This window comes from Facklamia sp. P12937 (assembly GCF_050409505.1).
Classification (GTDB): Bacteria; Bacillota; Bacilli; order Lactobacillales; family Aerococcaceae; genus Facklamia.
On sequence record NZ_JBNUPI010000010.1, the window covers coordinates 20606 to 45736 of the forward strand.

Annotated in this window: 21 protein-coding genes and 1 pseudogene; 19 read left to right on the top strand and 3 right to left on the bottom strand. The window is 36.2% G+C overall.

The genetic code is table 11. The features are described 5' to 3' along the window. Positions 1-7: 7 nt before the first annotated feature. The 8 genes from ACQV2R_RS04925 to rlmH all read left to right on the top strand — a co-directional run bounded on the left by ACQV2R_RS04925 (position 8) and on the right by rlmH (position 10979). The gene (locus ACQV2R_RS04925) at positions 8-1858 is read left to right on the top strand and encodes an ATP-binding protein (RefSeq protein WP_428873981.1); all 1851 of its coding nucleotides are present in this window, start codon (positions 8-10) and stop codon (positions 1856-1858) included. Continuing rightward, on the top strand, positions 1858-3282 hold the full coding sequence (locus tag ACQV2R_RS04930) for a two-component system activity regulator YycH (RefSeq protein ID WP_428873982.1): 1425 nt from the start codon (positions 1858-1860) through the stop codon (positions 3280-3282). The genes ACQV2R_RS04925 and ACQV2R_RS04930 overlap by 1 nt, the downstream gene beginning before the upstream one ends. 26 nt (positions 3283-3308) lie before the next feature. Beyond that, positions 3309-4196: a two-component system regulatory protein YycI gene (gene yycI, locus ACQV2R_RS04935; RefSeq protein ID WP_428873984.1), complete on the top strand. Its 888-nt coding sequence runs from the start codon at positions 3309-3311 to the stop codon at positions 4194-4196. 131 nt (positions 4197-4327) lie between these two features. Continuing rightward, positions 4328-6124, top strand: coding sequence for a DUF2207 family protein (locus tag ACQV2R_RS04940; RefSeq protein WP_428875122.1), 1797 nt, complete (start codon positions 4328-4330; stop codon positions 6122-6124). A 19-nt stretch (positions 6125-6143) separates the two neighbouring features. Beyond that, positions 6144-8063, top strand: a complete 1920-nt coding sequence (locus ACQV2R_RS04945; protein WP_428891892.1) for a DUF2207 family protein — start codon at positions 6144-6146, stop codon at positions 8061-8063. A gap of 34 nt (positions 8064-8097) precedes the next feature. Continuing rightward, the gene (locus ACQV2R_RS04950; RefSeq protein ID WP_428876480.1) at positions 8098-8988 is read left to right on the top strand and encodes an MBL fold metallo-hydrolase; all 891 of its coding nucleotides are present in this window, start codon (positions 8098-8100) and stop codon (positions 8986-8988) included. Between the two features lie 115 nt (positions 8989-9103). Continuing rightward, positions 9104-10396, top strand: a complete 1293-nt coding sequence (locus tag ACQV2R_RS04955; RefSeq protein WP_428873988.1) for a S1C family serine protease — start codon at positions 9104-9106, stop codon at positions 10394-10396. A gap of 103 nt (positions 10397-10499) precedes the next feature. Then, positions 10500-10979, top strand: a complete 480-nt coding sequence (gene rlmH / locus ACQV2R_RS04960) for a 23S rRNA (pseudouridine(1915)-N(3))-methyltransferase RlmH (RefSeq protein WP_428891925.1) — start codon at positions 10500-10502, stop codon at positions 10977-10979. Between the two features lie 46 nt (positions 10980-11025). Here rlmH and ACQV2R_RS04965 read toward each other — a convergent pair whose 3' ends face one another. After that, on the bottom strand, positions 11026-13038 hold the full coding sequence (locus tag ACQV2R_RS04965; RefSeq protein WP_428891893.1) for an acyltransferase family protein: 2013 nt from the start codon (positions 13036-13038) through the stop codon (positions 11026-11028). 217 nt (positions 13039-13255) lie between these two features. Between ACQV2R_RS04965 and ACQV2R_RS04970 the strand changes: the two genes are divergently transcribed. From ACQV2R_RS04970 to ACQV2R_RS04985, 4 genes and pseudogenes are all read left to right on the top strand, one after another. Continuing rightward, positions 13256-14464, top strand: a complete 1209-nt coding sequence (locus ACQV2R_RS04970; protein WP_428891894.1) for a LysM peptidoglycan-binding domain-containing protein — start codon at positions 13256-13258, stop codon at positions 14462-14464. A gap of 136 nt (positions 14465-14600) precedes the next feature. Further along, complete coding sequence (gene phoU / locus ACQV2R_RS04975; RefSeq protein WP_428873991.1) at positions 14601-15257, top strand: phosphate signaling complex protein PhoU; 657 nt, start codon at positions 14601-14603, stop codon at positions 15255-15257. A 125-nt stretch (positions 15258-15382) separates the two neighbouring features. Continuing rightward, on the top strand, positions 15383-15520 hold the full coding sequence (locus ACQV2R_RS04980; protein ID WP_428891895.1) for a hypothetical protein: 138 nt from the start codon (positions 15383-15385) through the stop codon (positions 15518-15520). A gap of 12 nt (positions 15521-15532) precedes the next feature. Then, positions 15533-15865: pseudogene (locus tag ACQV2R_RS04985) on the top strand (LURP-one-related/scramblase family protein); the annotation flags it as partial. A 54-nt stretch (positions 15866-15919) separates the two neighbouring features. Here ACQV2R_RS04985 and ACQV2R_RS04990 read toward each other — a convergent pair. Further along, positions 15920-16675: a class A sortase gene (locus ACQV2R_RS04990; RefSeq protein ID WP_428873994.1), complete on the bottom strand. Its 756-nt coding sequence runs from the start codon at positions 16673-16675 to the stop codon at positions 15920-15922. Positions 16676-16886: 211 nt separating this feature from the next. Between ACQV2R_RS04990 and lepB the strand changes: the two genes are divergently transcribed. The 6 genes from lepB (at position 16887) to tsaD (ending at position 22094) form a co-directional block, all read left to right on the top strand. Beyond that, positions 16887-17504: a signal peptidase I gene (gene lepB / locus ACQV2R_RS04995; RefSeq protein ID WP_428891896.1), complete on the top strand. Its 618-nt coding sequence runs from the start codon at positions 16887-16889 to the stop codon at positions 17502-17504. Positions 17505-17769: 265 nt separating this feature from the next. Beyond that, the gene (gene proS / locus ACQV2R_RS05000) at positions 17770-19227 is read left to right on the top strand and encodes a proline--tRNA ligase (protein WP_428873996.1); all 1458 of its coding nucleotides are present in this window, start codon (positions 17770-17772) and stop codon (positions 19225-19227) included. Between the two features lie 31 nt (positions 19228-19258). Next, a complete protein-coding gene (gene tsaB / locus ACQV2R_RS05005; protein WP_428876474.1) occupies positions 19259-20035 on the top strand; it encodes a tRNA (adenosine(37)-N6)-threonylcarbamoyltransferase complex dimerization subunit type 1 TsaB in 777 nt (258 codons plus the stop codon). Further along, positions 20019-20603 (top strand): GNAT family N-acetyltransferase, encoded by a 585-nt coding sequence (locus tag ACQV2R_RS05010; protein WP_428876473.1) that lies wholly within the window; start codon positions 20019-20021, stop codon positions 20601-20603. The genes tsaB and ACQV2R_RS05010 overlap by 17 nt, the downstream gene beginning before the upstream one ends. A 12-nt stretch (positions 20604-20615) precedes the next feature. Further along, positions 20616-21059: a ribosomal protein S18-alanine N-acetyltransferase gene (gene rimI / locus ACQV2R_RS05015; protein ID WP_428876472.1), complete on the top strand. Its 444-nt coding sequence runs from the start codon at positions 20616-20618 to the stop codon at positions 21057-21059. A gap of 12 nt (positions 21060-21071) precedes the next feature. After that, positions 21072-22094, top strand: coding sequence for a tRNA (adenosine(37)-N6)-threonylcarbamoyltransferase complex transferase subunit TsaD (gene tsaD / locus ACQV2R_RS05020; protein ID WP_428874001.1), 1023 nt, complete (start codon positions 21072-21074; stop codon positions 22092-22094). A gap of 40 nt (positions 22095-22134) precedes the next feature. Here tsaD and ACQV2R_RS05025 read toward each other — a convergent pair whose 3' ends face one another. Further along, the gene (locus ACQV2R_RS05025; protein WP_428874002.1) at positions 22135-24105 is read right to left on the bottom strand and encodes an ABC-F family ATP-binding cassette domain-containing protein; all 1971 of its coding nucleotides are present in this window, start codon (positions 24103-24105) and stop codon (positions 22135-22137) included. 214 nt (positions 24106-24319) lie between these two features. Here ACQV2R_RS05025 and ACQV2R_RS05030 point away from each other — a divergent pair, with 214 nt between their 5' ends. Beyond that, the gene (locus ACQV2R_RS05030) at positions 24320-24970 is read left to right on the top strand and encodes a redox-sensing transcriptional repressor Rex (protein ID WP_428874003.1); all 651 of its coding nucleotides are present in this window, start codon (positions 24320-24322) and stop codon (positions 24968-24970) included. The last annotated feature ends 161 nt before the right edge of the window (positions 24971-25131 follow it).

Consider the following 25131-nt stretch of genomic DNA (forward strand, 5'->3'; position numbering starts at 1 on the left):
CAGTTTAATGAATCGTTCGTTTTTATGGATACAATCGATTTATGTGAAAATTCCCTTGCTATTTGTAGTGATTTTAGTAATCGTTTTTCAGTTTGTCAGTATCTATTTTATTGATCAGTTGGAAACACAGACCGTTACTGCAATGAAGGAACAGATAAATACGCAAATCGATTTTCTTACCAATAATGTTGTCCCCATTTTAGAAGATCAACAATTGACGACTGAAGACCGTAACCAGCGCCTAGAACAGGCGCTGGATTCTTTCAGTTCAACCTATTCCACTAAAATTCAAATTGTTAATTCACAAGACTATCTATTAGCTACTAATGACTTGGCTGAGCGTTCTTCGATTGGAACTCGCACGAATGATGAATTAGTCCGTAATGTTTTAATTAACCAACGTCCCTTAGAGGATGATTATTTCATTCGTTTTCAACAACCTTATCATGTGGTGAAGCCGATTCTTTCGAACAAGGGAGATCGAACCGTCATGCTAGGGGCTATTGCTGTGCAAACAGAAATGGACCGGATAAATGAACAAAGAGAGAAGGTAACAGATCTCTTTTTAAGAGCCATTTTAATTGCCATTTTAGCTGGTTTTATTTTAGCCTTTGTGCTTTCGCAAGGGATTACTACCCCGATTGAAAATATGCGGCAACAAGCTTTACGCATTTCGGAAGGAATATATGATTTTCCGGCTGAAGTCTTTGGACATGATGAAATAGGAGACCTTGCTGTAACCATTAATGACCTGGCTGTAAAAGTTAGAGATGCGCAAGAATCGACTGAATCGGAAAAGCAACGCTTAGATGGTGTTTTAAGACATATGACTGATGGCGTAATTGGTACCGATCGTCGAGGAAATATTCTCTTAGTAAATGATCGAGCCTTACTCTTATTAGACATGTATCAAAACGAAGCTGTAGGTCAGCCGATTTTAGAAACTCTAGGCATTAATGAAAATTATACCTTAGCTAAGTTTTTAAAAGGGGATCATGAGGTTTTAGTTAATCGCTTCGTCGATGGGATGAAGACGGTTTTAAAATGTGAGTTTTCAGTGATCAGGCGAGAAACAGGCTTTGTAACGGGCCTAGTTTGTGTGATTCAAGACGTTACTGAACAAGAGAAAAATGAACAAGAACGTCGTGACTTTGTTTCCAATGTTTCTCATGAATTAAGGACCCCGCTGACAAGTATCAAGTCTTATTCGGAAGCCCTAGTGGATGGAGCTTGGAAAGATGAAATGCTTGCTCCGGAGTTTCTTGAGGTTATACAATCAGAATCTAATCGCATGATTCGGATGATTGGTAATTTGCTAGATTTGTCTAAGCTAGATGGCGGTCAAGTGAAGCCAAACTTTGAATATATTGATTTTAAGCGTTTAGTTAACTATATCCTAGACCGGGCAGAGTTTACCTTAGAAAGTGAAGATAAACCTAAGTACCAAATTGTTCGTCATTTAACCTCAAAAGAAATTTATGTAGAAATAGATCAAGACCGTATTACTCAAGTGATTGATAACTTAATGAATAATGCGATGAAATACTCCCCTGATGGTAGTAAGATAATTGTAACCTTGGCGGATTATCGTGACCATGTTGTATTTAGTGTGAAAGACTCAGGCCTAGGAATTCCGCAAAAAGATCTTCCCTATCTGTTTGATCGTTTTTACCGAGTAGACAAAGCACGTTCGCGCCAACAGGGAGGTACTGGATTGGGGTTAGCCATTTCTAAAGAAGTAATTGAACTTCATGGCGGTAAAATTTGGGTTAAAAGTGAAGAGAATAAAGGTTCAATATTCCTTTTCTCTCTTCCATATACTGAGCTTGAGTTCGAAGATGATTGGGAGGATGCCTAATGAAAAAACGAATTTGGATTTCAGTTTCTTTAATAGTGGCTATTCTCATAAATATTGTTTTTTCTTATTTTCTAATTAATAATCAAGCTTTTAAAATGCTTTATCAAAAATATGCTGATTTACCTAAGTCAGATATGCAGATAGGTGAGGTAACGATTGATCAACCCTATTTTCAAACGCATCAGTTAGAACTTACCGACTTGGTCGCCCCTTACCAACTTATTATTAAAAATGAAGGTAAGTACTATCATGCTTATCAATCTCAAGTTCTTCAAGAAGTTCATAAATTAACTGATGAGCCCATCACTGTGCTAGTGGATAATCAACCACAAATTGATCCGATTCAATTGGATGAGATCATGGGCGAAGATCATATCCAATTTATCTATTTGACAAAAATTTCGCTACTTTTATTAGAAGATATGGTCGAAATACCAGAGGGTGCATCTACTCAATTCAAGGTCAACCGTGTCATCCTTCCCGTTGAAAAGCCAGGAAAAGTTTATTTTGTAGATTCTGTCAATAAATCCTTCTTGGAAGGGAGAATTAGACGATCGATAGATATTGAGCAATTGTTTGCCGCTATTGCTACAGGATCTGCTGATCGAATTGAAATGGCTGAATATGAGATTAATCGAGACACAGTGTATCTGCCTAAAGAATCCTTAGCTTCTCCAAGTCAAGTGTATTCTCTTGAAAAAGTACCTGAAAATTATTTTATTGATCCAGTATTTGAAGGAGCTAACTTTGATATTACTCAACCCGACTTAAATAATGTGCGTTCTTATCATACTTATAATAGTAGTTTGATGATTGATGATGACACCAATATTATGACTGTAAACCATCATAATAATCAAATTAACGGTCTTTTAAGGAGTGAAGAGGATTTAGTAACGCAAAAGGATTTAGTAACGCAAAAGGATTTATTGCAAAAAAGCTTAGAATTAGCTGAGCGGTTTAATTATTGGGGGGAAGATGTAAGAGTCTTTTCTGAGCAAAATAACCAGTTGATTTTGCGTCGCTTTTTAGCAGGGATGCCTATCTTTTCAGATCCTACTTTACCGGATTATGGAGCAAGCAAATTGAGATTCACTTCGCAACGCAGTCAATTAAAATTAGAAAAGTTACAAATGTCTTTAGTGATTTTAGGTGTAAACATTTCAGATTTATCTTCACCTCAGCTTGTTGAATCAGGAGCAGAAATTGCTGAGCTTTTAGAAGAACAGAATCTCAAATTCTCAAAATTTAATCAAATTATTTTAGGCTTCGAATGGCAAAAAGATATGGAAAACTTCAAGAAAGTGAATTTGGTACCAAAGTGGTTTTTTGTAGTAGGGACTCAAGTCTATTCGATTGATCAATTAAAAGATGGCAGTCTACGCATTATGCTGCAGCAAAGAGACGCCAGGACCAATGCTTAGCTGACTGAGGATAGAAGGGAGAAAAAATGGATTTCAAAAGGATACAAATTATATTGCTTGTTTTCTTTGTAATTTTTGATATGTTTTTAGCCTATCTCCTAGTAGAGCGCGGAGCATTTGGTCTCAACTTTCAAGACCCGACAGCTCAAATTAATCCCGTTCAGGAAATGAAAGATCGGGGAATTAAATTCAAGGATGCTGTTGAATTGAACGATAATGCTCCTGAATTGGCAGTGTTAAAAAACACCCCTAACAATGAATTGTGGAGTAAAAGACAACAATTACAAAATCAAATTGTTTCACTTGATCCAGATGGCGTCTTGGTTAGTGAATTCTCAAGTCCGGTCGAATTAGACATTTCTCTTGGAGAGGAAACATACAGTTTAACTAATGAAGATTTTGCATGGATTCATGAAAATATCTTAAAAGACCCTACTTACTTTATTAATGGAGAATTTTATTTAAATCATTGGTATTCTCCGCAAGAGCGAATGATTATCATTCGGATGGTGACTAAAAAAGGGGGAAGTTTAGAAGATTCTTCCATGAAATCGGCAGTACCAATTTCTGATGGAACAGCAGAGATTCGTATTTTATTAGATGAAAATTATGACATGATTTCTTATATGCAGACCTATCAAGAGCCTTTTGTACGTTTAGAAGATCAAAGACAATTAATCTCAACCAATGAGGTAATTGCTGTTGTAGAAAACCGAATTGATACCACCTTGCCCAACGATGCTGAAATAGTTTCAATGACTTTAGGCTATTTTCGTTCAGTTGAAACCAAGCAATTTAATTTATATTTACCCGCTTGGGAATTAATCTACTATCGTAAAGAGAGTGGTCAGACGATCTCAGTATTAGTGGATGCTATTAAGGGTAATGTTGTTAACAAAAAACCCAAAAATTAAAAGATAACTTTTTAAAAATTAGTAGTGAAAGAGTAAAGGTGTGAGATATGAAGACTTATTTTTGTTTGCAGACATTACGAAAACACATAATTTATAGCATCATTCTTTCTGTTTTTCTAATTGGAGGAGTTTTGCATCATACAGTAATTGCTCAAGAAAATGCCTATGAAGTCAAAGAACAAAGCATTGAAGCGACAATAGATGCTAAAGGTAGGACCCAAGTACGTCTATATTATCAAATCCAGGCTGAGTATCTGAATCAATTAGAATTAAGTATTCCTACTGAAAATCAGAATTTATCGTCTTATCGAATGGGAATGATCGAAAAAGATCAATCCATTAATTATCTTGCTGAAACTTCTAGTGGAGTAGCAGGAAGCTATCAAATGACTCAAACCCCACAAGAAGCAAGGCTGATTATAAGCTATCCGGTTGTCAATGATACAGTGGAGTATATTATTGAATATGATTTGGAGCAATCAGTGACTAACTACCAAGATGGTGCTTATTTTGAAGGAAGCTGGATTCCTTTAGTCGATACAGCCAAAGAAAGAAAAAGCCAACTGAAGTTGATGATGTCTTTTGCTGGCTTGATTGAGGAGGAAGCACTTTCTTATTGGTTACAAGGAGGAAAAGTAGAAAACAGCGAAATGCTTAATCAAGAAGGTCAAACCACTTTTACTTTGAATCTTTTCATCAATCACCCTACAGAGAATAATGACCTTCTTTCTCTTCATATGTTTTTCCCTAAATCGGTTACTCCCAATAATACCAATATAATCGATATTAAAGGGAAACAATCGATTGAAATTAGAGAAGCTCAAATTCAAAAAGATATCGCTGATCAAGTTAAACAAAAGGAGTATCAATTATTATTAAGAACCTTCTTAGCCATTCTTATTCCTCTTATTGCGACCCTCTTTCTTTATCGTAGCTACCAATTAAATAAAAAGAACGACACAATTCCCATGGTTGAGAAGACTAGATTAGGAATGATACCTGAACCGATGGATGTTTGTTTGATTAATGCGGTTGTTTATGATCAAGCCCCTGGGTCTAATGAGTTAGCGGCTAGTCTGTTAGAATTAGGAAGAAAAGGGTATTTGAAGATTCTTCCGGTTAGAATGAAAAATAGGAGTCACAGTCGAATAAGAAGCGGTTACACTCTGGCTTTTCAATTGTTAGAAGACCGATCAAGATACACCCACCTTCCGAGCCATGAACGCTATGCATTAGAGTTAATTAGCTTAAGTATGAAGGAAGGAGCAGTCATAACTTTAGAAGAAATTATTGTAAAAATTCGCCAACAAAAACAAATAAAGAAGAAATATCAAGATTTGTGGAAAAAATATACTGATGCCATTGAAGTGAAAAGTGTTTCAGCGGATCATTTAAAAAATAAACACAAAAATTTTTCACCTCTTTTAGCCATTGCCAGTAATGTTTTGACAGTCCTCTTTGCTATAGGAATTTCTTACGACATGTTTAATCAGCAAAGAAGTCAATGGTTAGTTTGGATTTTATTAGCGCTTGCAAGTATGCTCATTATTCAATTGGTCTTTCTTTTCTTATTAAGCAAGCAAAAAAAACATCAAAAATCAAATAATCAACAAAGACTCGTTTGGAATTTATTTAAGCAAGACTTACGTAACATCAATCAAATTGATTTAAGGCGATTTTCAACTATTGATCAGTGGGAGAAAATAGTGATCTATGCTGTCTGTTTAGATGAAACAACAACCATTCAACAAGCCTTTACCCATCACTTTGATATGGCAGACTTAGAGAAAGTTAGTAGAAGTCAAAATGCTGATTTTTATCGTGTCCGAGGGTCCGTTGCGAATATATTACAACCAGCTATTAAAGAATGGATTGAATTAATTGATCCTAAAGGCAACTGGTTACGTCGCTTTTCAGAAGGTGACTAGTAAAAGGGGAGGTATTTTAATGTTTAAGCATTTCCTTCAAAAAATCTTGGTTTTTGTAGTCACACCGCTTTGTATTTTCGCTTGTCCATTAAACCCAATAATAAGTGCACAAGAAGTTGATTTTTCAATTACTGAGCAATTCATTAATGCCAAGGTAATGGAAGATGGAAGCGTTGAATTTACAGATTATCAATATTATGATGCAAATTTTATGAGCGGTGTCTTATTTGATTTAGATCATGAGGGCTATCAACTTTCAAACTTTTCGGTTGGCGTTAGTGAGGATAGAGAAAGCTCTATTGAAATTTTAGACATAGCAGACAATGAAAATAAAGGGACCTATCAAATGCATGAAGAAAACGGTAGACTTACAAGTAAGATCTTTTATCCCTTAGAAAAAGAAGGCAGGTATTTTGTTTTTCAATATACCCTCGAACAATTAGTCACCAATTATCAGGACACTGCAGAGTTCCTTAGAAAATTTGGACGCTCAGATTTTACAACAGATGTTCAAATTCGCATTGAACTGCCACAAAAAGCTGAAACTAAAGAAGAGGTTCGTGCATGGGGTTATGGGGCTCCTCAAGGGGAAGTGAAAATTGTTGAAGAAGACCAAAAAACAGTTGTCTATCTAGACGTTCCTCAGCGCACTGCCAGTCAGTTTGTTGAAGGACAGATTGTGTTTCCTAAGGAGTGGACCTCCCTTAACTCGAATAAGATCGATGAAAAGCGATTAGACCAACTCTTAGCAGCTGCCCAAGCTCAAGTCGAAAAAGATGCTCAAAATGTAAATCAAATGAAAATGATTGCCTATATAATGGCTATACTTGGGTCAGTCGGACCGCCTTTATTGCTTTTAATTAGTTTAATGAAATATCGTCATCAATCGAAGCAGTTAAATCCTCACCCCGTTTATGTACCAGATTATTTTTATGATCTACCTGAAGCTACCACACCTGGTCAGATGGCAACTAAATATCTTCGTGAATGGCCAAATGAAGATGACTTTGTTGCGACCCTTTTACACTTAGTTCAAAAAGGTTGGTTGAAAATAGAGGCCCTACCAGGTAAGAAACAGTCTGCTGAGACTGTAAAGATTATTCCTCTTTACTGGGGTCCGGATTATCCTGAGGGTATATTAGAGCATGAGAAATTTGTTTGGGATTACTTTACTCAAGCAAATGAAGGAGCGGGTGTTACTTTAGCACAATTAGACCAGTTAGCTGAAGATAATCCTTCATTTCGTAAGAAACAATATCGTTATTGGTTACGATTTAAAAATAAATTAGCAGTAGAAGGTGAACAATTTTTAGGCCACGCCTTAGCTGAAACACGAAAGATTGAAATGGCCAATAATACAGCTCTTATTTTAATAATTGCTGGAATTATTATTAATTTACTCTTTCTATATAGTTTGGATATCGCTCGGTTATTACCAATGAAACTTATCGGGGTGATTATCGGAATTGGAACAGTCTTATCAGTTGGACTATACATCTATATGCGAATAATCAGGAAAAAACGACCACTTATGACCACCGAACAACAAGAAATGAGGGATAAATGGCGTGCTTTCAGCAAGATGTTAAAAGATATTGGGCGTTTTAATGTTAGAGAAATTGCCTCTTTACCTCTTTGGGAAGAATATTTGGTCTTTGCAACTAGTTTAGGAGTAGCGGACAGGGTTGTTAAAGCGATTGAAATGGAGTTTAAGCCGAGTGAAATTCATGCCCAAGAGCACAGGCCCTATACATTGGCGCACCCATACCTCTATGGGTCTTTATTCCGCAATCAAGTGACTCAAACTATTCATTCTGTTTCCCCTCAAACAACAGCTCAAGGTGGTTTTGCAGGGAATAATAAGGGTGGATTCGGAGGTGGTTTCTCTGGTGGATCGATGGGTGGCTCCGGCGGTGGAACTTTCTCTGGAGGATTTTAGGTAAGTGTGTAGAACGGAACAGGAGTGAACGCAAATGAAAGAAGCAAAGTTAAAATTTGAGCAACAATTATATACCAACTATCAAAGTCAAACGGCTAAAGAAAAGATAGAAGATATTTCAGCTCAACGGACTGATTTAAGCTTCTCAATTTTAGCAAGTGGCTCAACTGGCAATTGCACTTATATTGAATCGGGCCAAAAAAGATTTCTAGTTGATGCAGGCTTAAGTGGGAAAAAAATTGAGGCTTTATTTAAACAAATCGATCGAGACCTTAATCTAATCGATGCTATCTTCGTCACTCATGAGCACAAAGATCATATTCATGGGGTGGGAGTTCTTTCTCGACGGTACAATCTTCCTATATATGCTAATAGAGAAACTTGGAAGGCCATGGATCGAATGATTGGTGAGATTGCTCCAGAAAACAAACAGTATATTGAACCGGAGACCATGTTACAATTGGGTGATATTGATATTGTGAGTTATAATGTGAGTCACGATGCAGCCCAACCACAGTTTTATGCCTTTCAAAAAGGCAATAAACAATTTGTAATGTTGACGGATACAGGTTATGTTTCCGATCGATTGCGCAGTCAACTTAGGAATGCGGATGCCTATTTAATAGAGGCTAATCATGAAATTGAACTTTTGAGATATGGTCCTTATCCTTGGTCTGTAAAACAACGTATTCTTAGTGATAAAGGTCATTTATCTAATCAAGATGGAGCACTAGCTATCCGAGACTTAATGGGATCCAAAACCAAAGATATCTACCTCGGACATTTAAGTCAGGATAATAATACCAAAGAATTAGCCATGTTAACGATGGAAGACACTTTACAAGCTTATGATGTGGATACTGTAAGGGATTTAAAACTTCATATGACAGATCCAATTAAGGCCACACCTATTAAAAAAATATAAACAGATCTCAAATTTCTACAATTCACTTTAAAATTAACGATGATAATTCATACTTTCTTAAAAAAACAGTGTTATAGTTCATTCTGTAAGTATAATAGAAAGGACGTATAGTAAAATGAGAGAAGAATATAATCAAAATGATGGCACAAAACGTTGGCGTAAAATATTTGTGGGTCTTTCAGGCATGACTCTATCCTTATTATTGGCAGGTAGTTTGAGTTTTAATAATGATTTTTCGGCCTTTTCACAAGAACCCTCTCAGGTGGAAAGCACCATTAAAACTGCCGACTCTGTTCAACTACCAGAAAATGAACAGAATATGGTAGACACAGTGGATCAGGCAAGTGAGGCAGTGGTGTCCATTGCAAACATGCAAAAAAGTTATCAAGGATTAGATCCTTTTTGGGAATATCAATATAACCAATACTTCATACCAGATGAAGAAGATCAAGATTTGCAAGTGATTGGAGAAGGGTCAGGAGTTGTCTATCGCATAGATGGCGATAAAGCATACATTGTTACCAATCATCATGTAATTGAAGGAGCAGATGCTTTAGAAGTTCGTTTAAAAAATGGTGAAACTGTCAAAGCAGAAATTATTGGAAGTGATGCCTTAAGTGATTTAGCTGTAATAACAATTGATGCTTCTGCAGCAAGTAAATCCTTAGAATTTGCTGATTCTGATAATGTTCAAGTTGGACAAGTCGCTATTGCAATTGGTTCACCCTTAGGTAGTGAGTTTGCAACATCAGTAACTAAAGGGATTGTTTCTGGTTTAGATCGATCTGTGCCAGTGGATTTAAATGGCGATGGTGTACCAGACTGGGATATGAGTTTACTGCAAACGGATGCGGCCATCAACCCTGGTAATTCAGGAGGAGCCCTTTTAAATTCTGCCGGCCAATTAATTGGAATTAATTCAAGCAAACTATCAGCGACCGATGTCGAAGGAATGGGCTTTGCCATTCCATCTTCAGATGTAGTGGATATTATTGGCCAACTTGAGAAAAACGGCGAAGTCGTTAGACCTGTATTGGGCATCCGTTATACTAGCTTGAGATTAGTCCATCCAGATTATCGCACCCAAGTAATGGGCTTGAATGATGAAGATGTAAAGGGGGCCTTTATCCGTGAAGTAGAACCTGAAGGGTCTGCTGCTAAAGCTGGTCTTAAAGAGTACGACTTGATACGTGCTATTGATGGCAAGGAAATAGAGACGATTAATGACTTGAAAAAATTCCTTTATGAATATAAAGTTGGCGATAAAGTGAAATTATCTATCCGCCGTGCTAAAGAAGACATGGAGATAGAAATCACTTTAGAAGCAGCGGTTGAAAACCCGACAGAAATTCAGCCTTTCCCATCCGAAGAAGAGTCTGAAGAATCGAATAGTGCAGTTCCTTACTAGTTTATCCACAAATATACAGGCTTATCCACAGCATTTAAAATAAACTGTGGATAAGTCTTTGTTTTATTAACAGTTATCCACCTAATGAAAGGAGTAAGGAATGATACGTGTTGATATAATCTGTGTGGGCAAAGTCAAAGAAAAATACATTAAAGCAGGAATGTCTGAATATCTCAAAAGATTGTCAGCTTATGCAAAGGTTTCAATTCATGAAGTAGCCGATGAATCAACTAAAGAGCAAATGACTGACACGGAGGTTGAACGGCTTTTAGAACAAGAGGCTGAGCGCATAGAGAAGAAATTAAATAAACAAAGTAAAGTTTTTGTTTTAGCTATTGAGGGAGACTTAATATCATCAGAGGATTTAGCTGAATCAATCAATCAATTTGCTACTTATGGACACTCGCACATTAGTTTTATTATTGGCGGGTCTTTAGGATTGGCTGAACGATTAAAAAAAACAAGTGATAAAGCTATCTCATTTGGTAGAATAACGCTTCCTCATCAGTTGATACGACTAGTTTTAATTGAACAAATCTATCGAGCTTTCCGCATTTTAAACAATCATGCCTATCATAAATAAGTACAAAAAACCTCAGATGGCTAGTTTCCATCTGAGGTTGAATGTATTAAAGACGATTTTGATAGACTGTTTTAGCCAATTCTAAAAGATAAAACTCCGCACCTTCCACACTTGGGTGAATAGCGTCTTCTCGAAAATATTCCGGATGACCTGTTGAGATAGCTCGCCAATCAACTAAATGAACATTAGAGTATTTTTGAGTAAGTGTTTGAATCACTTGATCAATTTGATCTAAAAATTCGATGTCAGAGTTTGAGTTAACTAAGTATATTTCTCGCTCACCAGCCATCTTTATCAATTTTTCAACGGCCGGGACATCCAACCCCCCGTTAGTTCCTAAGTTAACGACTAAGTTTTCCTTCACTAAACCCTGGTCTATAAGCGCTTGGAATTTATCGTAAGATGTCCAAATGTTTAAACTAACATAACCAAATGCATTAGCCTGATCAAAAAATGTGTTAATATTAGCTCCAATAAATTGAGCCACTGAATCACCGAATAATGTGACTGGAAGGTCATTAGCATAGAGTATTTCTTGCGGGCTGAGGATAGTTGCCAGCTTAGGAAATTGCTGTTGAATTTCTTCGAATCTTTGTCTTTTTTCTTGAGAAAGACTGGCAATCTGATTTAAGATAGAGTCCTTTTGGATAGATTGTATGACTTTATCCGCTAGTGTTGTTTGGTTGATGGAATATGAAAAATTACTAGCTGCTAGTTGATCAAAATCATTTAAACGTTTTTGAGATTTTTTAAATGACTGATCCACTTTATAATAAGGACTAAATGGATTGGGATTGGTAGCGTAGATTCCATATTGGAGATCAAATAAAGCTAGTGGTATATGATTATCACTTCGAAGCAGGCCAATCAAACTAAAAATTATTAAAAAAAGATAGCTTGTTGCAAAGGCAAAATCTTTTTTGTTGCTATTTGGGAAATGTAAATATCTTTTAACCCAGTAGAGCTTCCTTCTTAGGCTGATTTTGTTTGAGAAGAGTATATGGAAACGATTAGACTCAAAAATATAATAAAAAATAGAAGAAAAAAGGATAATTGAGCATAGGCCGATTAATTTTAAAATATTCATGTGATTAGCAAATAAACGTTGAAAACTAAAAGTGACAACTAATAAAGGATAATAGCAAAGATATATACTATAAGATCTTCTACCTAACCAAGTGAAAATTTTGTTACCTAATAACTTTTCAAAAACGATGAATTTCTGCCCAGCACCTAAAATAAATAGGGCAGTAAATAAATTAGAATAAGGAAGTCCTAATAAATAGCCTGCTGCTTCTTGATCGGATTGAGAAAGAAACTGAATAAGCAATAGAATTAGAGCTATTATCACGATAAAGAAGTAATGGATCCTTAATTGTCGTCTTTGAAGTTCTTCAACTGTTTCTTGGATTACTAGAATAAGGTAATAAGTCGCTATCCCTATCGCAAAAGAAGCATACCGCGTTTGAAAACTATAATAAATGTTTGAGGGATCCTTTTGATAGGAATAACCATTTGCAGTTAAGAAAGTACATAGACTAAAGATAAAGAGCCAAAATAGGCCTAAATAGATAGCAGGTACTTTTATTTTTTTGCTTAAGAAGACTAAGAGTCCAGTTATTAAAAAGGATTGGAGATAAACGGCTACATACCATAAGTGTGTTAAATAAGAAGTTACAGCCATATCCGTAAAGTAAGAGCGACCGTTTAGAATTTGAAAGTAATTATTGGCAAAAAGGAGACTAGCAAACAGTTCGTTGCGCATAGACTTAAGTATGAGAGGGTTAAAAATTTGAAGGAAAAATAAAATTAATATAATTAACCACATCATCGGAAAGAACAAGCGTTGGACTGTTTTTTTGAAAAGAAAGAATAATGATTGCCAAGACTCTACCCTTTTATCTTGGTAAAGTTTTATAGTTAAAAAATAACCTCCTAAAACGAGAAAAAGATTGACTGCCAAAAATCCACCGGGGAAAATAGTTGGCCATAAATGATAGAGAATAATAAAAAGAATTGCAATTCCTTTAATACCATCAAACGATTTAATTCTAGCCATAATAACCCTCCTTTATTGATTTGTTGAAATAATTCTAGCATAAAAATTTGAAAGAAAGGTGAAATTTTACAAACAGATTACATAAAACGGCCTAATATGTTTGAGAGGTTACAGATCCAAATCAATTCTTTGATTTGATTGTTCAAAGCTTGTTTAAGAAAAGTAGTTGATTTAAACTACAATTACTTAAGAAAATAAACTATTGAGGTGTATATAAATGAAATTTAATAAGAAAGTGAGTTTAGGTGCTTCTCTAATGCTGATGCTTACGCCTGTGGCGATTACATCTGCTCAGAATTGGAATGCGCGCACGGTTGAAGAAATAAGTGCTGAACTAATGGTAGATGAAGATAATCAAATGACTTACATTGTTAAATATGGAGACACCCTTGGAGCAATTGCTGAAGCGATGGATATTGATTTAGCTTTTCTTGCTGAAGCTAACCAAATTGAAAATGTTAACCTTATTTACCCAGAAACAAAACTAGTCGCTCAATATGATATTAATCATAAAGCTGAAAAGTTAAACGTTGAAACATCCGCTGGGGAAACATTTGAAATGGACATTCCAGTCAGTCTAACTCCAGAAGTTGAAACTGAAGATCAAGCAGTTGTTCTTGAAGAAGAAGTTGTAGTTGAAGAGATCATTTTAAATGTCAATGAAGCAGATGATTTTGAAGTGGAAGAAGAGTTAGCAATAGCTGAAGAAACAGTCCAATTAGAAGAAGTTGCTGAATCATCTGAAGAGTTATTAAACGAGCTCCCTCTAGTAGAAGAAGTCTTAACTGACGAAGTCGTGGACAGGACTATTGAGGAAGTTTCAACTACTGGAGAAGTTACAGTAAACCCTGTAAGTGAAGAGGAAGTTATTGAAGCTGAAGAGCTTGAAGTTGAGACAACACAATCTAGTGCTGTTGAAATAGAAAGTGTTATTGAGGAAGTTGAACAACCACTAGCGTCAGAAGAGTTGACAAAAACAACAACAGCTATTCAAGAGGTCACTGAAGAAGTAGTAATAGTAGAAGAAGTGCCTGTTACTGAGAAAGTTGTAGAGGAAGTCATTGAAGAAGTAAGTAATGATTATACGACACCATCGACCTTAGCTGGTGTATCACAATCAGCGGCTAATTATGGTAGTCGAATTGCTAATCAATATGGAGTTGCTGCATACGGGCTAAGACCTGGAGATAGCGGAGACCATGGTAAAGGATTAGCTGTTGACTTTATGGTGCCCGTAGGTTCAGCATTAGGCGACCAAATCGCTGCAGATGCAGTAGCTAATATGGGTAATAGTAATATCGCTTATGTTATCTGGAAACAACAAATCTATGGCCATTGGACAGGCGGCCAATGGCAACAAATGGGAGATCGTGGTAGTGTGACACAAAACCATTATGACCATGTACATGTCTCATTTAATAACTAATTGATAATTAAAGTTCTCGCTATAATTAATGGTGAGAACTTTTTATTTTAAAAACAATCTAGGCAGTTTGACAAGCGCTTACAATGTTGTTATAATAAGTAGATGATAAAATAAATTCTAGAAGGGAGGACAAAATATGCGGAAAATTTATATACAAGAATTACAAGGTTTGTTTAAAAAAATTAACCAAATGTTTGATTTAACGCAAAGTATTTTTGATAACACCCATCAAGCAGTTATTGCCTCAGATAATGAGCTTGCAGTTTCAACGCTTGAAATGAATGAGAAAATTAATGAATTATCTGTTGAATTAGAAAAAGATGCCTATCTTATAGTCGCTTTACAGCAACCCGTTGCAGCAGATCTTCGTTACATATTTGCATTGCTAAATACTAGTGTTGAACTGAAGCGTATTGCAGAACATACTACTACAATTGCTAAACGTATCAAGCGAAATAAGCCTGATTTTTCAAATTATCAAGACGTGATGATTATTGTGAATCAAATGGTAGAACGTTTACAGTTAATGTTTGAACCATTAGCAGGTATCATCGAAAATGGTGATATTCAAGAGGCTAGTCAGATTGCCCTTATGGATAGCCAAATTGACAAACAGTATGATCTTGTTTTTGAAGAAGTTACTTTAAGAATGGCTACCAACGAAGATTGTATTCCAGCAGGAATCTTTACGATTGATTTAGTATCTAGTTTAGAACGTATAGGTGATTATATTACCAATATCTGTGAACATGTTTTATATTTAGAAACCGGTTCAACTGTATACTTAAATTAATTATTTTTACTTAGAGCAGAAAGATTCAGTAGGTCTCAAAAGACCTACTGTTTTTTTTGATTATGTCTAATTAGGTGAGCAGAACTAGGTCCGTGTGATAAAATAAGAATAGGAGGAGGGATTTTATGAAGCTTTATATGAAACAAAAAATGTGGTCATTTAAACAAGATTTTGATATTTATGATCAAAATAAAAGCCCAATATATCGAGTAGATAGTAAATTAATTTCAATCGGTCGAAAAACAAAAATTCTTGATGTTTAATCAGGAAAAGTTTTATGTGAAGTTAATCAAAAAGTTTTATCACTTTTACCGACAGTCGATGTCATCCAAGAGGGTAAATTCTTTTGTCGAATTCATAAAAAATTTACCTTCTTTAAGCCTCAGTATGTGGTAAAAGGGGTAGATTGGGTAGTTGATGGCAGTATTTTTCAACATGATTACATGATTAAAGACTCTAAAAGACAGCCAATAGCTCGTATAAAGAAAAAGTTTCTTTCTTGGTCAGATACCTTTGAAATGGACATCCTAGCTGAAAGTGTAGATACAGTTTTGGTTTTAGCAACTATTTTAGCCATCGATTTAGCAATGGACTTAGATTCTAATTAATAAAAACTGCCTGCTCACTCCATTTATAAAGTGAATAGGCAGTTTAATTATTGCTTAAGTATTGTTAGCTATTTTTCTTTCAATTTTAAAAGCGTTCATCATTTCATTACTTGCATCGTCAATTGGAACTTTTTCCTTTAGTTTTCCTTGCACGATGATTCGGTTAACAAAATCCTGAGTACAAGTAACCAAGGTAACAATTGGTTCAGATGAAGGGTTTAGCACTTCAACGGCTGAAGGGTCTACTACTAAAATGGAAGAAATTTCATAAACATAGATATTATCTAAATCAGTCATATAAATTTTCTGTCCTTTTTTTGCGTCTTTAAGTGGAGAAAAAAGTAAAGATTGATCATACATGTGATGGCTAGCTAGGGCATAATTGGATTCACCCATTTTTTGATCAGCCGAGAGCGTTCCTGCTCCGAAGAACATGCCTTCATTAGATGTTCCTTTATTAATTGGTAAGTTAATCTTTAATTCAGGGATTGAAATTCCGCCAATAACGGGTAGGTCCTTAGGATTCACACTACTAGAAATAACGGTAAAAGGATCTACTTGTTGAATATCCTCGAAGTCAAAAGTGACATCTTTTTGTTGGTTAGCTAGAATTTGATCACGAGTCATATTAGAAATTTGAATATCATTGGTTTTATTTTGAATGAGGTAGTTCTTTAAGGGGTTCACTAATAAAAGCCCTAGTGCCACAATAATTAATAGAACACCGATAAGGGTTGAAAAAGAAAAACGACGTTTTCTTTTTTGGTGCATCCGGCTACGCGAAGGGCCAGGGTTAGGTTTACGATTCATTATTTATTCCTCCAATATTATCAACAAAGTAATTAAACTTATTTTAACATTTTTGAATGTCAAATAAAATAAAACAGCTCAAATAACACACTTAATTCATAATTTTCGAATTAAAATCATAATAGCATATTTTTTTACAAGAATACCAATACAAGATGCATTTTTGGTGGAAAAGTTATAAAATAAGAAACAGAAAGTTTAGAGGTGACTTATGGAGAAGACAAAACGATTTTTTAAAGAGATTTTTTCTTGGTTAATGTATATGGCTATTTGGTTAGCTGTATTATTTACCTTTTATCATTATGTTGCACAACCCTTTTCGGTAGATGGTTCCTCAATGGAACATACTTTGGAAGATGGCGAAAAGGTTTGGATGTGGAAACTATCAGATATCGAGCGTTTTGATGTTGTGATTTTCCCTCAACCTAATCCACTACCCGGTAAAGAACCCAAGCTTTATGTGAAGCGTGTGATTGGAGTTCCTGGCGATAAAATTGCTTATCAAGATGATCAGCTGATAATTAATGGACAGAGGGTGGATGAGTTTTACTTAGATGAAAAGGCGCAAGAGTATCAAGCGAATGGTGGTGGAAACTTTACCGAAGATTTTGAAATGTATAAATATACAGGTGAAGATGCAGTTCCTGAAGGCAAGTTTTTTGTAATGGGGGATAATCGGCAAAATTCTGTTGATGGACGAACTTTTGGCTTGATAGACTCTGATTCGGTAATTGGTAAAGCTACTTTTATTTATTGGCCACTAAAGAATTTTGGTAAATTGCCTGATTACGATCTCAATTTTCAAGGTGATGCTATTGTTTTAGAATAACTTAGGCTTGTTTTTATTCCTTGATTCTTTATAATAAGAAGTGAAAATAGACTAGTAATTTGTAGATGGTCCCCAGCAAGAGGCAGAGGATGGAAGTGTCTCCCCACTCAGCAAATGAACCTACTATCTTATTGAAATCAGGTGGCTCCTTTATCGCCTTGAGTGGGCATTTTTAAGATGCAAATAAGGTGGTACCGCGGAGACTGACTGTGCTTCGTCCTTGATAGGATGAAGGCAGTTATTTTTTATTTATAGGAGGAAAATAATGGTTACTCGTAAAGAAGATTTTTCGAAATGGTATTTACAAACAATTCAACAAGCAGATTTAATGGATTATTCACCAGTCAGAGGCTGTATAATCTTTAAACCAAATGGTTATGAAATCTGGGAACATATTCAAGAATATTTTAATAAGCGTTTAAAAGAAGAAGGTATTCGCAATGCCTACTTCCCAATGCTTATTCCTGAGTCTTTCTTTACTCGTGAAAAAGATCATATTGAAGGATTTAGTCCAGAACTGCCATGGGTAACTGAAGCAGCTGGTGAAGTTTTGGAAGAAAGGTTGGCCTTAAGACCGACTTCAGAAACCATGATAGGCGATGCGTTTTCTAATTGGATTAATTCCTACCGTGATTTACCTTATGAAATTAATCAGTGGGCCAATGTTTTCCGTTGGGAAAAACGCACTTTGCCTTTTTTAAGAACTTCTGAGTTTTTATGGCAGGAAGGACATACTGCTCATGCTGATGAGGAAGATGCTCGTCATAGAACCATGCGTATGCTAGAAATCTATGCTGAATTATTAGAAGAATTATTAGCAGTACCGGTCTTCAAAGGTGAGAAGACTCCTTCGGAGCGCTTTGCTGGAGCGGTGCAAACATTTTCAGTTGAAGCCATGATGCAAGATGGTAAAGCTGTGCAAGCAGGAACTTCTCATTATATGGGAACTAAATTTGCAGAAGCTTTTAATATTCGTTATTTAAATAAAGATAATGAGCACGTTTATGCCCATACCACTTCTTGGGGTGTTTCGACCCGCTTAATCGGTTCAATGATTATGACCCATTCAGATGATCAAGGATTGGTTCTACCACCAGCCATAGCTCCTCAGCAGGTTGTTTTCATTCCCGTTGGACCTAAGAAAAAATTAGACCAAGTGCTTGAAAAAGTAAAAGACTTAGACGCTCAATTAAAAGCAGCAGGTGTTAGAACTTATATTGATGATTCAGATAACTCAGCAGGTTATAAGTTTAATGAGTGGGAGTTGCGTGGAGCGGCTATTCGTATAGAAGTGGGTCCAAGAGACATTGAAAATAATCAAGTGATTATGAAAGCCAGAGATGAAGATGAAAAAAATGCCATCACAATGGATGGCTTGGCTGAACAAGTTCATCAAGCTTTAGCCTTAATGCAAAATCGTCTTTTAGAAAAAGCTCGCCAACGCAATCAGGCCAATATGTATACTCATATTGATACTCTAGATGAATTGATTGACCATATTGAAAATAAAAAGGCAGCCAATGAAACCCCAGGTTGGGTATTAGTTGGCTGGGATGGTAGTGAGGAATCAGAAGCTAAGATTAAGGAATTAACAGGCTTTACAACACGTAATTTACCGTTTGAAAATTATTTTGCAGGTGAAAATGCTCTGGTTAAGAAAGATAAATGCCTTGTATCTGGGAAGCCAGCTAAAGAAACCGTTTGGATTGCAAGAGCGTATTAAAAAATAACCAATAGGTTGAAAGGAGACCATGATGAGAAGTTTAGCATTAGATACCTCATCCGATGTTTTATCTCTAGCTCTTTTTGAAGAGGATCAATTGATCATCGAAGTCAATTCGAATGTCTCCAAGCAACACGGGGCCTTCCTTCTACCCTTGGTGGAACAGCTATTACTTGCTGTTAAGTGGGAGAGGGAAACCATTGACCAAATTTGGTTAGGGAGAGGTCCTGGTTCATATACAGGCTTGAGGATTGGAGCAACAATGGCGAAGGTTTGGACTTCCACCAAAAAAAGTCATTTAGAGAGTTTTTCCAGTCTAGCGATTATGGCAGGTCAAGTGGCCGATGATGGTGGGAAATCTTGGATTATTCCTATTATGGATGCGCGAAGAGGGACAGCCTACACAGCGGCCTATCACTGGCAAGATGGTTTATTGAAAAATAAAATTAAAGATGATCATGTTGACTGGCAAGATTGGATTCAAGAGAAACTCTTGCCACAATTTAACGAGACAGACCTTAAGCAGTTAATATTCCTGAGTGCCCATGAAAATAATCTTACTAATTTTGTTAAAGAAAGTCTTTCTCAGCAAAGTATTCAGCATCGATTTGTAACAGGTCAATATGCTTGGCCAAAGGTTGGTAAAGTGCCTTACATTGAACGAAAGCATGTTGAAGATGTAGATATTTTTGAGCCTTTCTATGCACATTTGACTTTAGCAGAACAAGAATGGGCAGCCAAACAAACTAATCAAATCCAAGAAAAGAATGAAAGTTATGTTGAGCAAACTAATGAAACGAGTATTTAATCCTTTTAAAGAGGAAACTAAAGTAAGACATAAAGCAATGACTCAAATTAGCCCTTATATTGATTCTTTAGCGCTAATAAGGCAAAAAAAACAAAAAAACATCCAATGCAGAGTAAGATTAGCCAAAAAGACTGACTTACAAGCTTTAGTGCAGTTAGAGCAAAAAGGTTACGCAGGTTATATTGCTTGGGATTTATCTGATTTTGAAAGGGATTGGCATAAAAATCCACAGATTTTATACTTAGTTATTGAAGCAAAAGACTTAGCAACTGATAAGTCAAAAATTATTGGAATGATTACGGGTAGGTGTTTAATTAATAATACCCATATTAGCCAATTAGTCATTGATCCTGAGTGGCAATCACACGGTTTGGGTTCTTATTTATTAAAGATTTGGCTTCAAATCAGTCGTGAATTGGATAGAAAGTCGGTAACTTTAGAAGTAAGAGAAAGCAATACGCATGCCCAAAAAATCTATTATCAACAAGGCTTTGTCCTTGAGAACAAAAAACCTTTCTACTATGAAGATAATGGCGAAACGGCTCTCTTTCTCCGCTGTCATTTGTAAGGAGATAAAGAAATGATGCTTAAAGAAATCGCAAAAGCAGATAAAGAACCTGCTTTACTTCAGCAAATCTTAGCCATTGCTCAAAGTTTTAATTGGTCAGCGGATGCCACCATTCAAGAATGGCAGAGTCCTTATGCTAGATTATGGATTTGGACCGACGCCCAAGAGTTAGTGGCTTGTTGTGGCGGACAAGTCCTTTTTGAAGAAGCAAACATACATTATTTTTGGGTTGGTCCTCTATACAGAGGCAAAGGGAGGGGAAAAGCTTTTTTAAGAGCTCTTCTAGATCAATTTCAAGAAAATAAAGTAGAAAAAGTTAACTTGGAAGTTCGAGTCAGTAATCAGGTGGCTATTGCCGTATATCAAGCAGTGGGATTTAAGATAATTGATGAACGGCCTAACTATTATCATGATCCGGTTGAAGATGGCTGGGTTATGCAGTTAACATTTGAGTAGGAGGAATAGCCAATGCAAGAAGAAAATTTAATATTAGCCATTGAATCGTCTTGTGATGAGACGAGTGTAGCCTTGATAGAAAATGGCTGTCATATTAAAGCGAATATTGTTGCCTCCCAGGTAAAGAGTCATATGCGATTTGGCGGTGTTGTCCCTGAGGTAGCTAGTCGTCACCATGTCGAACAAATCAGTCAAGTTTTGAAGTTAGCATTAGAAGAAGCCCAACTAGAATCGATTGATCAGGTAGATGCGATCGCAGTGACCCAAGGTCCTGGGCTAGTTGGCCCTCTATTAATTGGAGTTACTGCAGCTAAGACATTGTCCTATTTATATAAAAAGCCTTTAATTGCTGTCAACCATTTAGCTGGACATATTTATGCCAGCCGCTTTATTAAAAACTTAGAGTTTCCATTAATGGCTTTAATTGTCAGTGGTGGACATACTGAGTTGGTGGTTATGAAGTCGGCGAATAATTATCAAGTCATTGGTGAAACGCAAGATGATGCGGTAGGAGAGGCTTATGATAAGGTAGGCCGCTTGCTAGACTTACCTTATCCAGCAGGTAAGTATCTTGATCAAATGGCTAAAGAAGGAAACCCAGAAATTTATTCAATCCCTCGTGCCATGTTAAATGAGAATAACTTAGATTTTTCATTTTCAGGTATGAAGAGTGCGGTGATGAACCTGGTTCACAACGCTAACCAAAGAGGAGAAAGCATCCAGCCAGTTGATTTAGCAGCGAGTTTTCAACGTGCCTGTGTGGATGTTTTAACGGGAAAAGTTAGCAAGGCTTTGGAAAATCGTCCAGAGATTAAGCAATTTGTTTTAGCCGGCGGAGTAGCCGCCAATAGTGAATTGAGAGCAAGCATACAAAGCCTGTTTGAAGCTCACTACCCTAATGTAGAACTTTTAATTCCACCTTTAGCATTATGCGGAGATAATGCAGCCATGATTGGAGCAGCTGCCTATCCAAAGTTATTAAAGGAAGAATATACGGATTTAGCAGCCAATGCCAGACCAGGTATGACTCTATAAAGAACACACACACTGAAATTTTCAGTGTGTGTTTTTAAATTTATTTTAAATCGGGGTATTTTTCAAGATAGTCTTCAATAGCCAGACTGTATTCTTCCCATTGTGTAACTAACTGATTACTAGTTTCTTGCTTTTCTTTTATTTTCTGATCAATAGCAATTAATGCTTGATGATCGTTAGCATTTGCTGCTTCAAGCATCATTTCTTTATCTTTTTCGATCATTTCTTCAAGAGCTTCGTTATCAGTCCAAGCTTCGTCTGCTAATTTCTGTAGTCTTCTTAGTTCACTTTTTATTTTTTTATTTTCTTCATAAGACAGCTGACCAGCAGAGATAAGTTCTTCTTTTTGCCCATTCTTATTTTCCTCAGCTGCTTCAAAGGCTTCAAATTCTTCTTTTTTAGCTAAATAGTAATCATAATCGCCAAGATAAAGCTGGCTCTTGTCAGCAGCTATTTCTAAAACATGAGTAGCAATCCGATTAATAAAGTAACGATCATGAGAAACAAATAGCAGCGTTCCGTTAAAGTTAATGAGTGCTTCTTCTAAGACTTCTTTCGAATCAATATCTAAGTGGTTGGTTGGCTCATCCAACAATAGGGTATTATCGTGATCAGCCGCTAAAAGAGCTAAGGCTAAACGAGCTTTTTCACCACCACTGAGCAGACTGACTTTCTTTTCCACCGTTTCTCCACTAAAAAGAAAAGAGCCTAAAATGGAACGGATTTTCCACTCATCTGTTGTATCATGAGCACGCCAAAGGGTCTCGAGTACGGTAACGTCGCCAGACAGATGGTTGACGTTTTGGTCGTAGTAGCCAATTTGGACATTGGTTCCCTTCTTAATTGTACCATCGATAACTGGAAGATAGCCTAAAAGAGTTTTTAGAAGAGTCGTTTTCCCAATTCCATTAGGACCAACAATAGCGATAGCATTTTGCTTGGTCAGGTCAAGGTTGATGTTTTGACAAAGAACATCTGTAGGAGAATAACCAATACTCAAATTTTCTGCCTGAATAACTTTTTCACCCGATTCTTTGGCAATTGAAAATTGAATACGAGGAGCCTTAGCATCTTGTTTAGGTGCTTCAATGCGGTCCATCTTTTCTAACTGTTTGCGTCGGCTTTGGGCTCTTTTAGTAGTGGAAGCACGGGCAATGTTTTTTTGGACAAATTCTTCTAAACGATTAATCTCAGCTTGCTGTTTGAGATATTGTTTTTGAGCGTGTTCCATGCGAGCTGCTTTTTCTTGGACATAAAAAGAATAATTACCTTGATAATGATGTAGATGGTGGTCGCGAATTTCATAGATTTGAGTTGCGACTTTATCTAAAAAATAGCGATCGTGAGAAACGATTAAAAGTGCGCCTTGATAGGTGGTTAAAAACTTTTCTAACCAGCTTAAAGTCTGCATGTCTAAATGGTTGGTAGGCTCATCCAGAATTAATAAGTCATAGTCTTGTAATAAGAGTCTGGCTAAGGCGATACGAGTCTTTTGGCCTCCGGATAGACTTTGAATAGGTTGATCATAATCCTCCGGATAAAAACCAAACCCATGAAGAACAGTTCGAATAGTAGATTCGATTTGATAGACATTTTTTGCTTGTAATTCCATTTGAATTTGATCATATTGGGCCAAGGTCTCTTGATATAAAATAGATTGAGTATCACCTTGATCAGCTAGATTCGCTAGTTTGTCAGCAATTTCTTGGGCTTGGTCTCTCATAACTAATTTTTTAGAAAAAAGAGACAGCATTTCATCCCAAACAGTTAAAAGAGAATCTACTGCTATATGTTGTTCTAAGTAACCGATGTTTAGCTTTTTAGCACGACTAAATTGACCATCATTGATGGGTTCATCACCAATGATTTGTTTAATTAGAGTCGACTTACCCGTTCCATTACGTCCGACCAATGCAATTCGGTCACGTTCTTGAATCGAAAAGTTAACGTCTTCGTATAAAGTCACATCGGCAAAACGACGACTGATATTGTTTGCTTGTAGTAAAATCACGGGCCATCCCCCTTTGTTCAATCTCTCCCATTATAGCACGCTTATTAAACTCTCACTAGTTTCGATTCAACTGGCTTTTTAAAAAGTTTGTGAATTTTTTTTAAAAAAGACTCTCTACTGATTGGCATTATCTTCGTTTGATGATATACTAGACTTATCAAATTGTGAGAAAACACACAAACAAGTGAAAGTTAGGATGAACGGAGGAAGTAGAATGGTGAAAGAAATCCCACGAGCGACGGCCAAGCGTTTGCCAATTTATCATCGTTATTTGCGATACTTATACAATGCTGGTAAGACGCGCATTTCATCAACCGAACTCAGTGATGCTGTTAAAGTTGACAGTGCGACCATTCGGCGTGATTTTTCTTATTTTGGAGCCCTTGGGAAAAGAGGCTATGGTTATGATGTGGAATATTTGCTTCAGTTTTTTGGGAAGACACTCAATCAAGATCGTCTAACAACCACTGCCTTGATCGGAGTTGGATCATTAGGGAATGCCTTATTAAACTATAACTTTAGAAAATCTAATAATGTCAGAATTGGTGCCGGTTTTGATGTCAATCCTGATTTGATTGGAACTGTCCATTCGGGCATTCCTATCTATTCGATTGATGAGTTAGAAGAGCAATTAGAAATCCAAGCAATCGATGTGGCTATCTTAACTGTTCCTCAAGAATATGCAGACGAAATAATGGAACGATTAATAGCTGCTGGTATAAAGGGAGTTTTGAACTTTACCCCATTACGTTTTGAAGTACCTGAAAGTGTTCGCGTACAAAATGTTGATTTAACCAATGAACTGCAGACCTTGATTTATTTCATTAACCAAGAAGAAATTGCTGATCAGTTAGCAAGAGAATAGAAAATGATTGGACTTCTTACTATTTATAGTGAGAAGTTTTTTTATGGTTTTAGGAAAAAATAATGAGATTTTTATATCTATTTCTTGCTTTTTAATCAAAGATGGTCTAATATATTAATTGTGATTAGCACTTATATCAACAGAGTGCTAAATAATAAAAT

What these genes read in the sequence shown, in the direction of transcription:
- ACQV2R_RS04925 (WP_428873981.1), top strand. Translation starts at nt 8, where the DNA reads ATGAATCGTTCGTTTTTATGGATACAATCGATTTATGTGAAAATTCCC.
- ACQV2R_RS04930 (WP_428873982.1), top strand. Translation starts at nt 1,858, where the DNA reads ATGAAAAAACGAATTTGGATTTCAGTTTCTTTAATAGTGGCTATTCTC.
- yycI (WP_428873984.1), top strand. Translation starts at nt 3,309, where the DNA reads ATGGATTTCAAAAGGATACAAATTATATTGCTTGTTTTCTTTGTAATT.
- ACQV2R_RS04945 (WP_428891892.1), top strand. Translation starts at nt 6,144, where the DNA reads ATGTTTAAGCATTTCCTTCAAAAAATCTTGGTTTTTGTAGTCACACCG.
- ACQV2R_RS04950 (WP_428876480.1), top strand. Translation starts at nt 8,098, where the DNA reads ATGAAAGAAGCAAAGTTAAAATTTGAGCAACAATTATATACCAACTAT.
- ACQV2R_RS04955 (WP_428873988.1), top strand. Translation starts at nt 9,104, where the DNA reads ATGAGAGAAGAATATAATCAAAATGATGGCACAAAACGTTGGCGTAAA.
- ACQV2R_RS04965 (WP_428891893.1), bottom strand. Translation starts at nt 13,038, where the DNA reads ATGGCTAGAATTAAATCGTTTGATGGTATTAAAGGAATTGCAATTCTT.
- ACQV2R_RS04970 (WP_428891894.1), top strand. Translation starts at nt 13,256, where the DNA reads ATGAAATTTAATAAGAAAGTGAGTTTAGGTGCTTCTCTAATGCTGATG.
- phoU (WP_428873991.1), top strand. Translation starts at nt 14,601, where the DNA reads ATGCGGAAAATTTATATACAAGAATTACAAGGTTTGTTTAAAAAAATT.
- ACQV2R_RS04980 (WP_428891895.1), top strand. Translation starts at nt 15,383, where the DNA reads ATGAAGCTTTATATGAAACAAAAAATGTGGTCATTTAAACAAGATTTT.
- ACQV2R_RS04990 (WP_428873994.1), bottom strand. Translation starts at nt 16,675, where the DNA reads ATGAATCGTAAACCTAACCCTGGCCCTTCGCGTAGCCGGATGCACCAA.
- lepB (WP_428891896.1), top strand. Translation starts at nt 16,887, where the DNA reads ATGGAGAAGACAAAACGATTTTTTAAAGAGATTTTTTCTTGGTTAATG.
- proS (WP_428873996.1), top strand. Translation starts at nt 17,770, where the DNA reads ATGGTTACTCGTAAAGAAGATTTTTCGAAATGGTATTTACAAACAATT.
- tsaB (WP_428876474.1), top strand. Translation starts at nt 19,259, where the DNA reads ATGAGAAGTTTAGCATTAGATACCTCATCCGATGTTTTATCTCTAGCT.
- ACQV2R_RS05010 (WP_428876473.1), top strand. Translation starts at nt 20,019, where the DNA reads ATGAAACGAGTATTTAATCCTTTTAAAGAGGAAACTAAAGTAAGACAT.
- rimI (WP_428876472.1), top strand. Translation starts at nt 20,616, where the DNA reads ATGATGCTTAAAGAAATCGCAAAAGCAGATAAAGAACCTGCTTTACTT.
- tsaD (WP_428874001.1), top strand. Translation starts at nt 21,072, where the DNA reads ATGCAAGAAGAAAATTTAATATTAGCCATTGAATCGTCTTGTGATGAG.
- ACQV2R_RS05030 (WP_428874003.1), top strand. Translation starts at nt 24,320, where the DNA reads ATGGTGAAAGAAATCCCACGAGCGACGGCCAAGCGTTTGCCAATTTAT.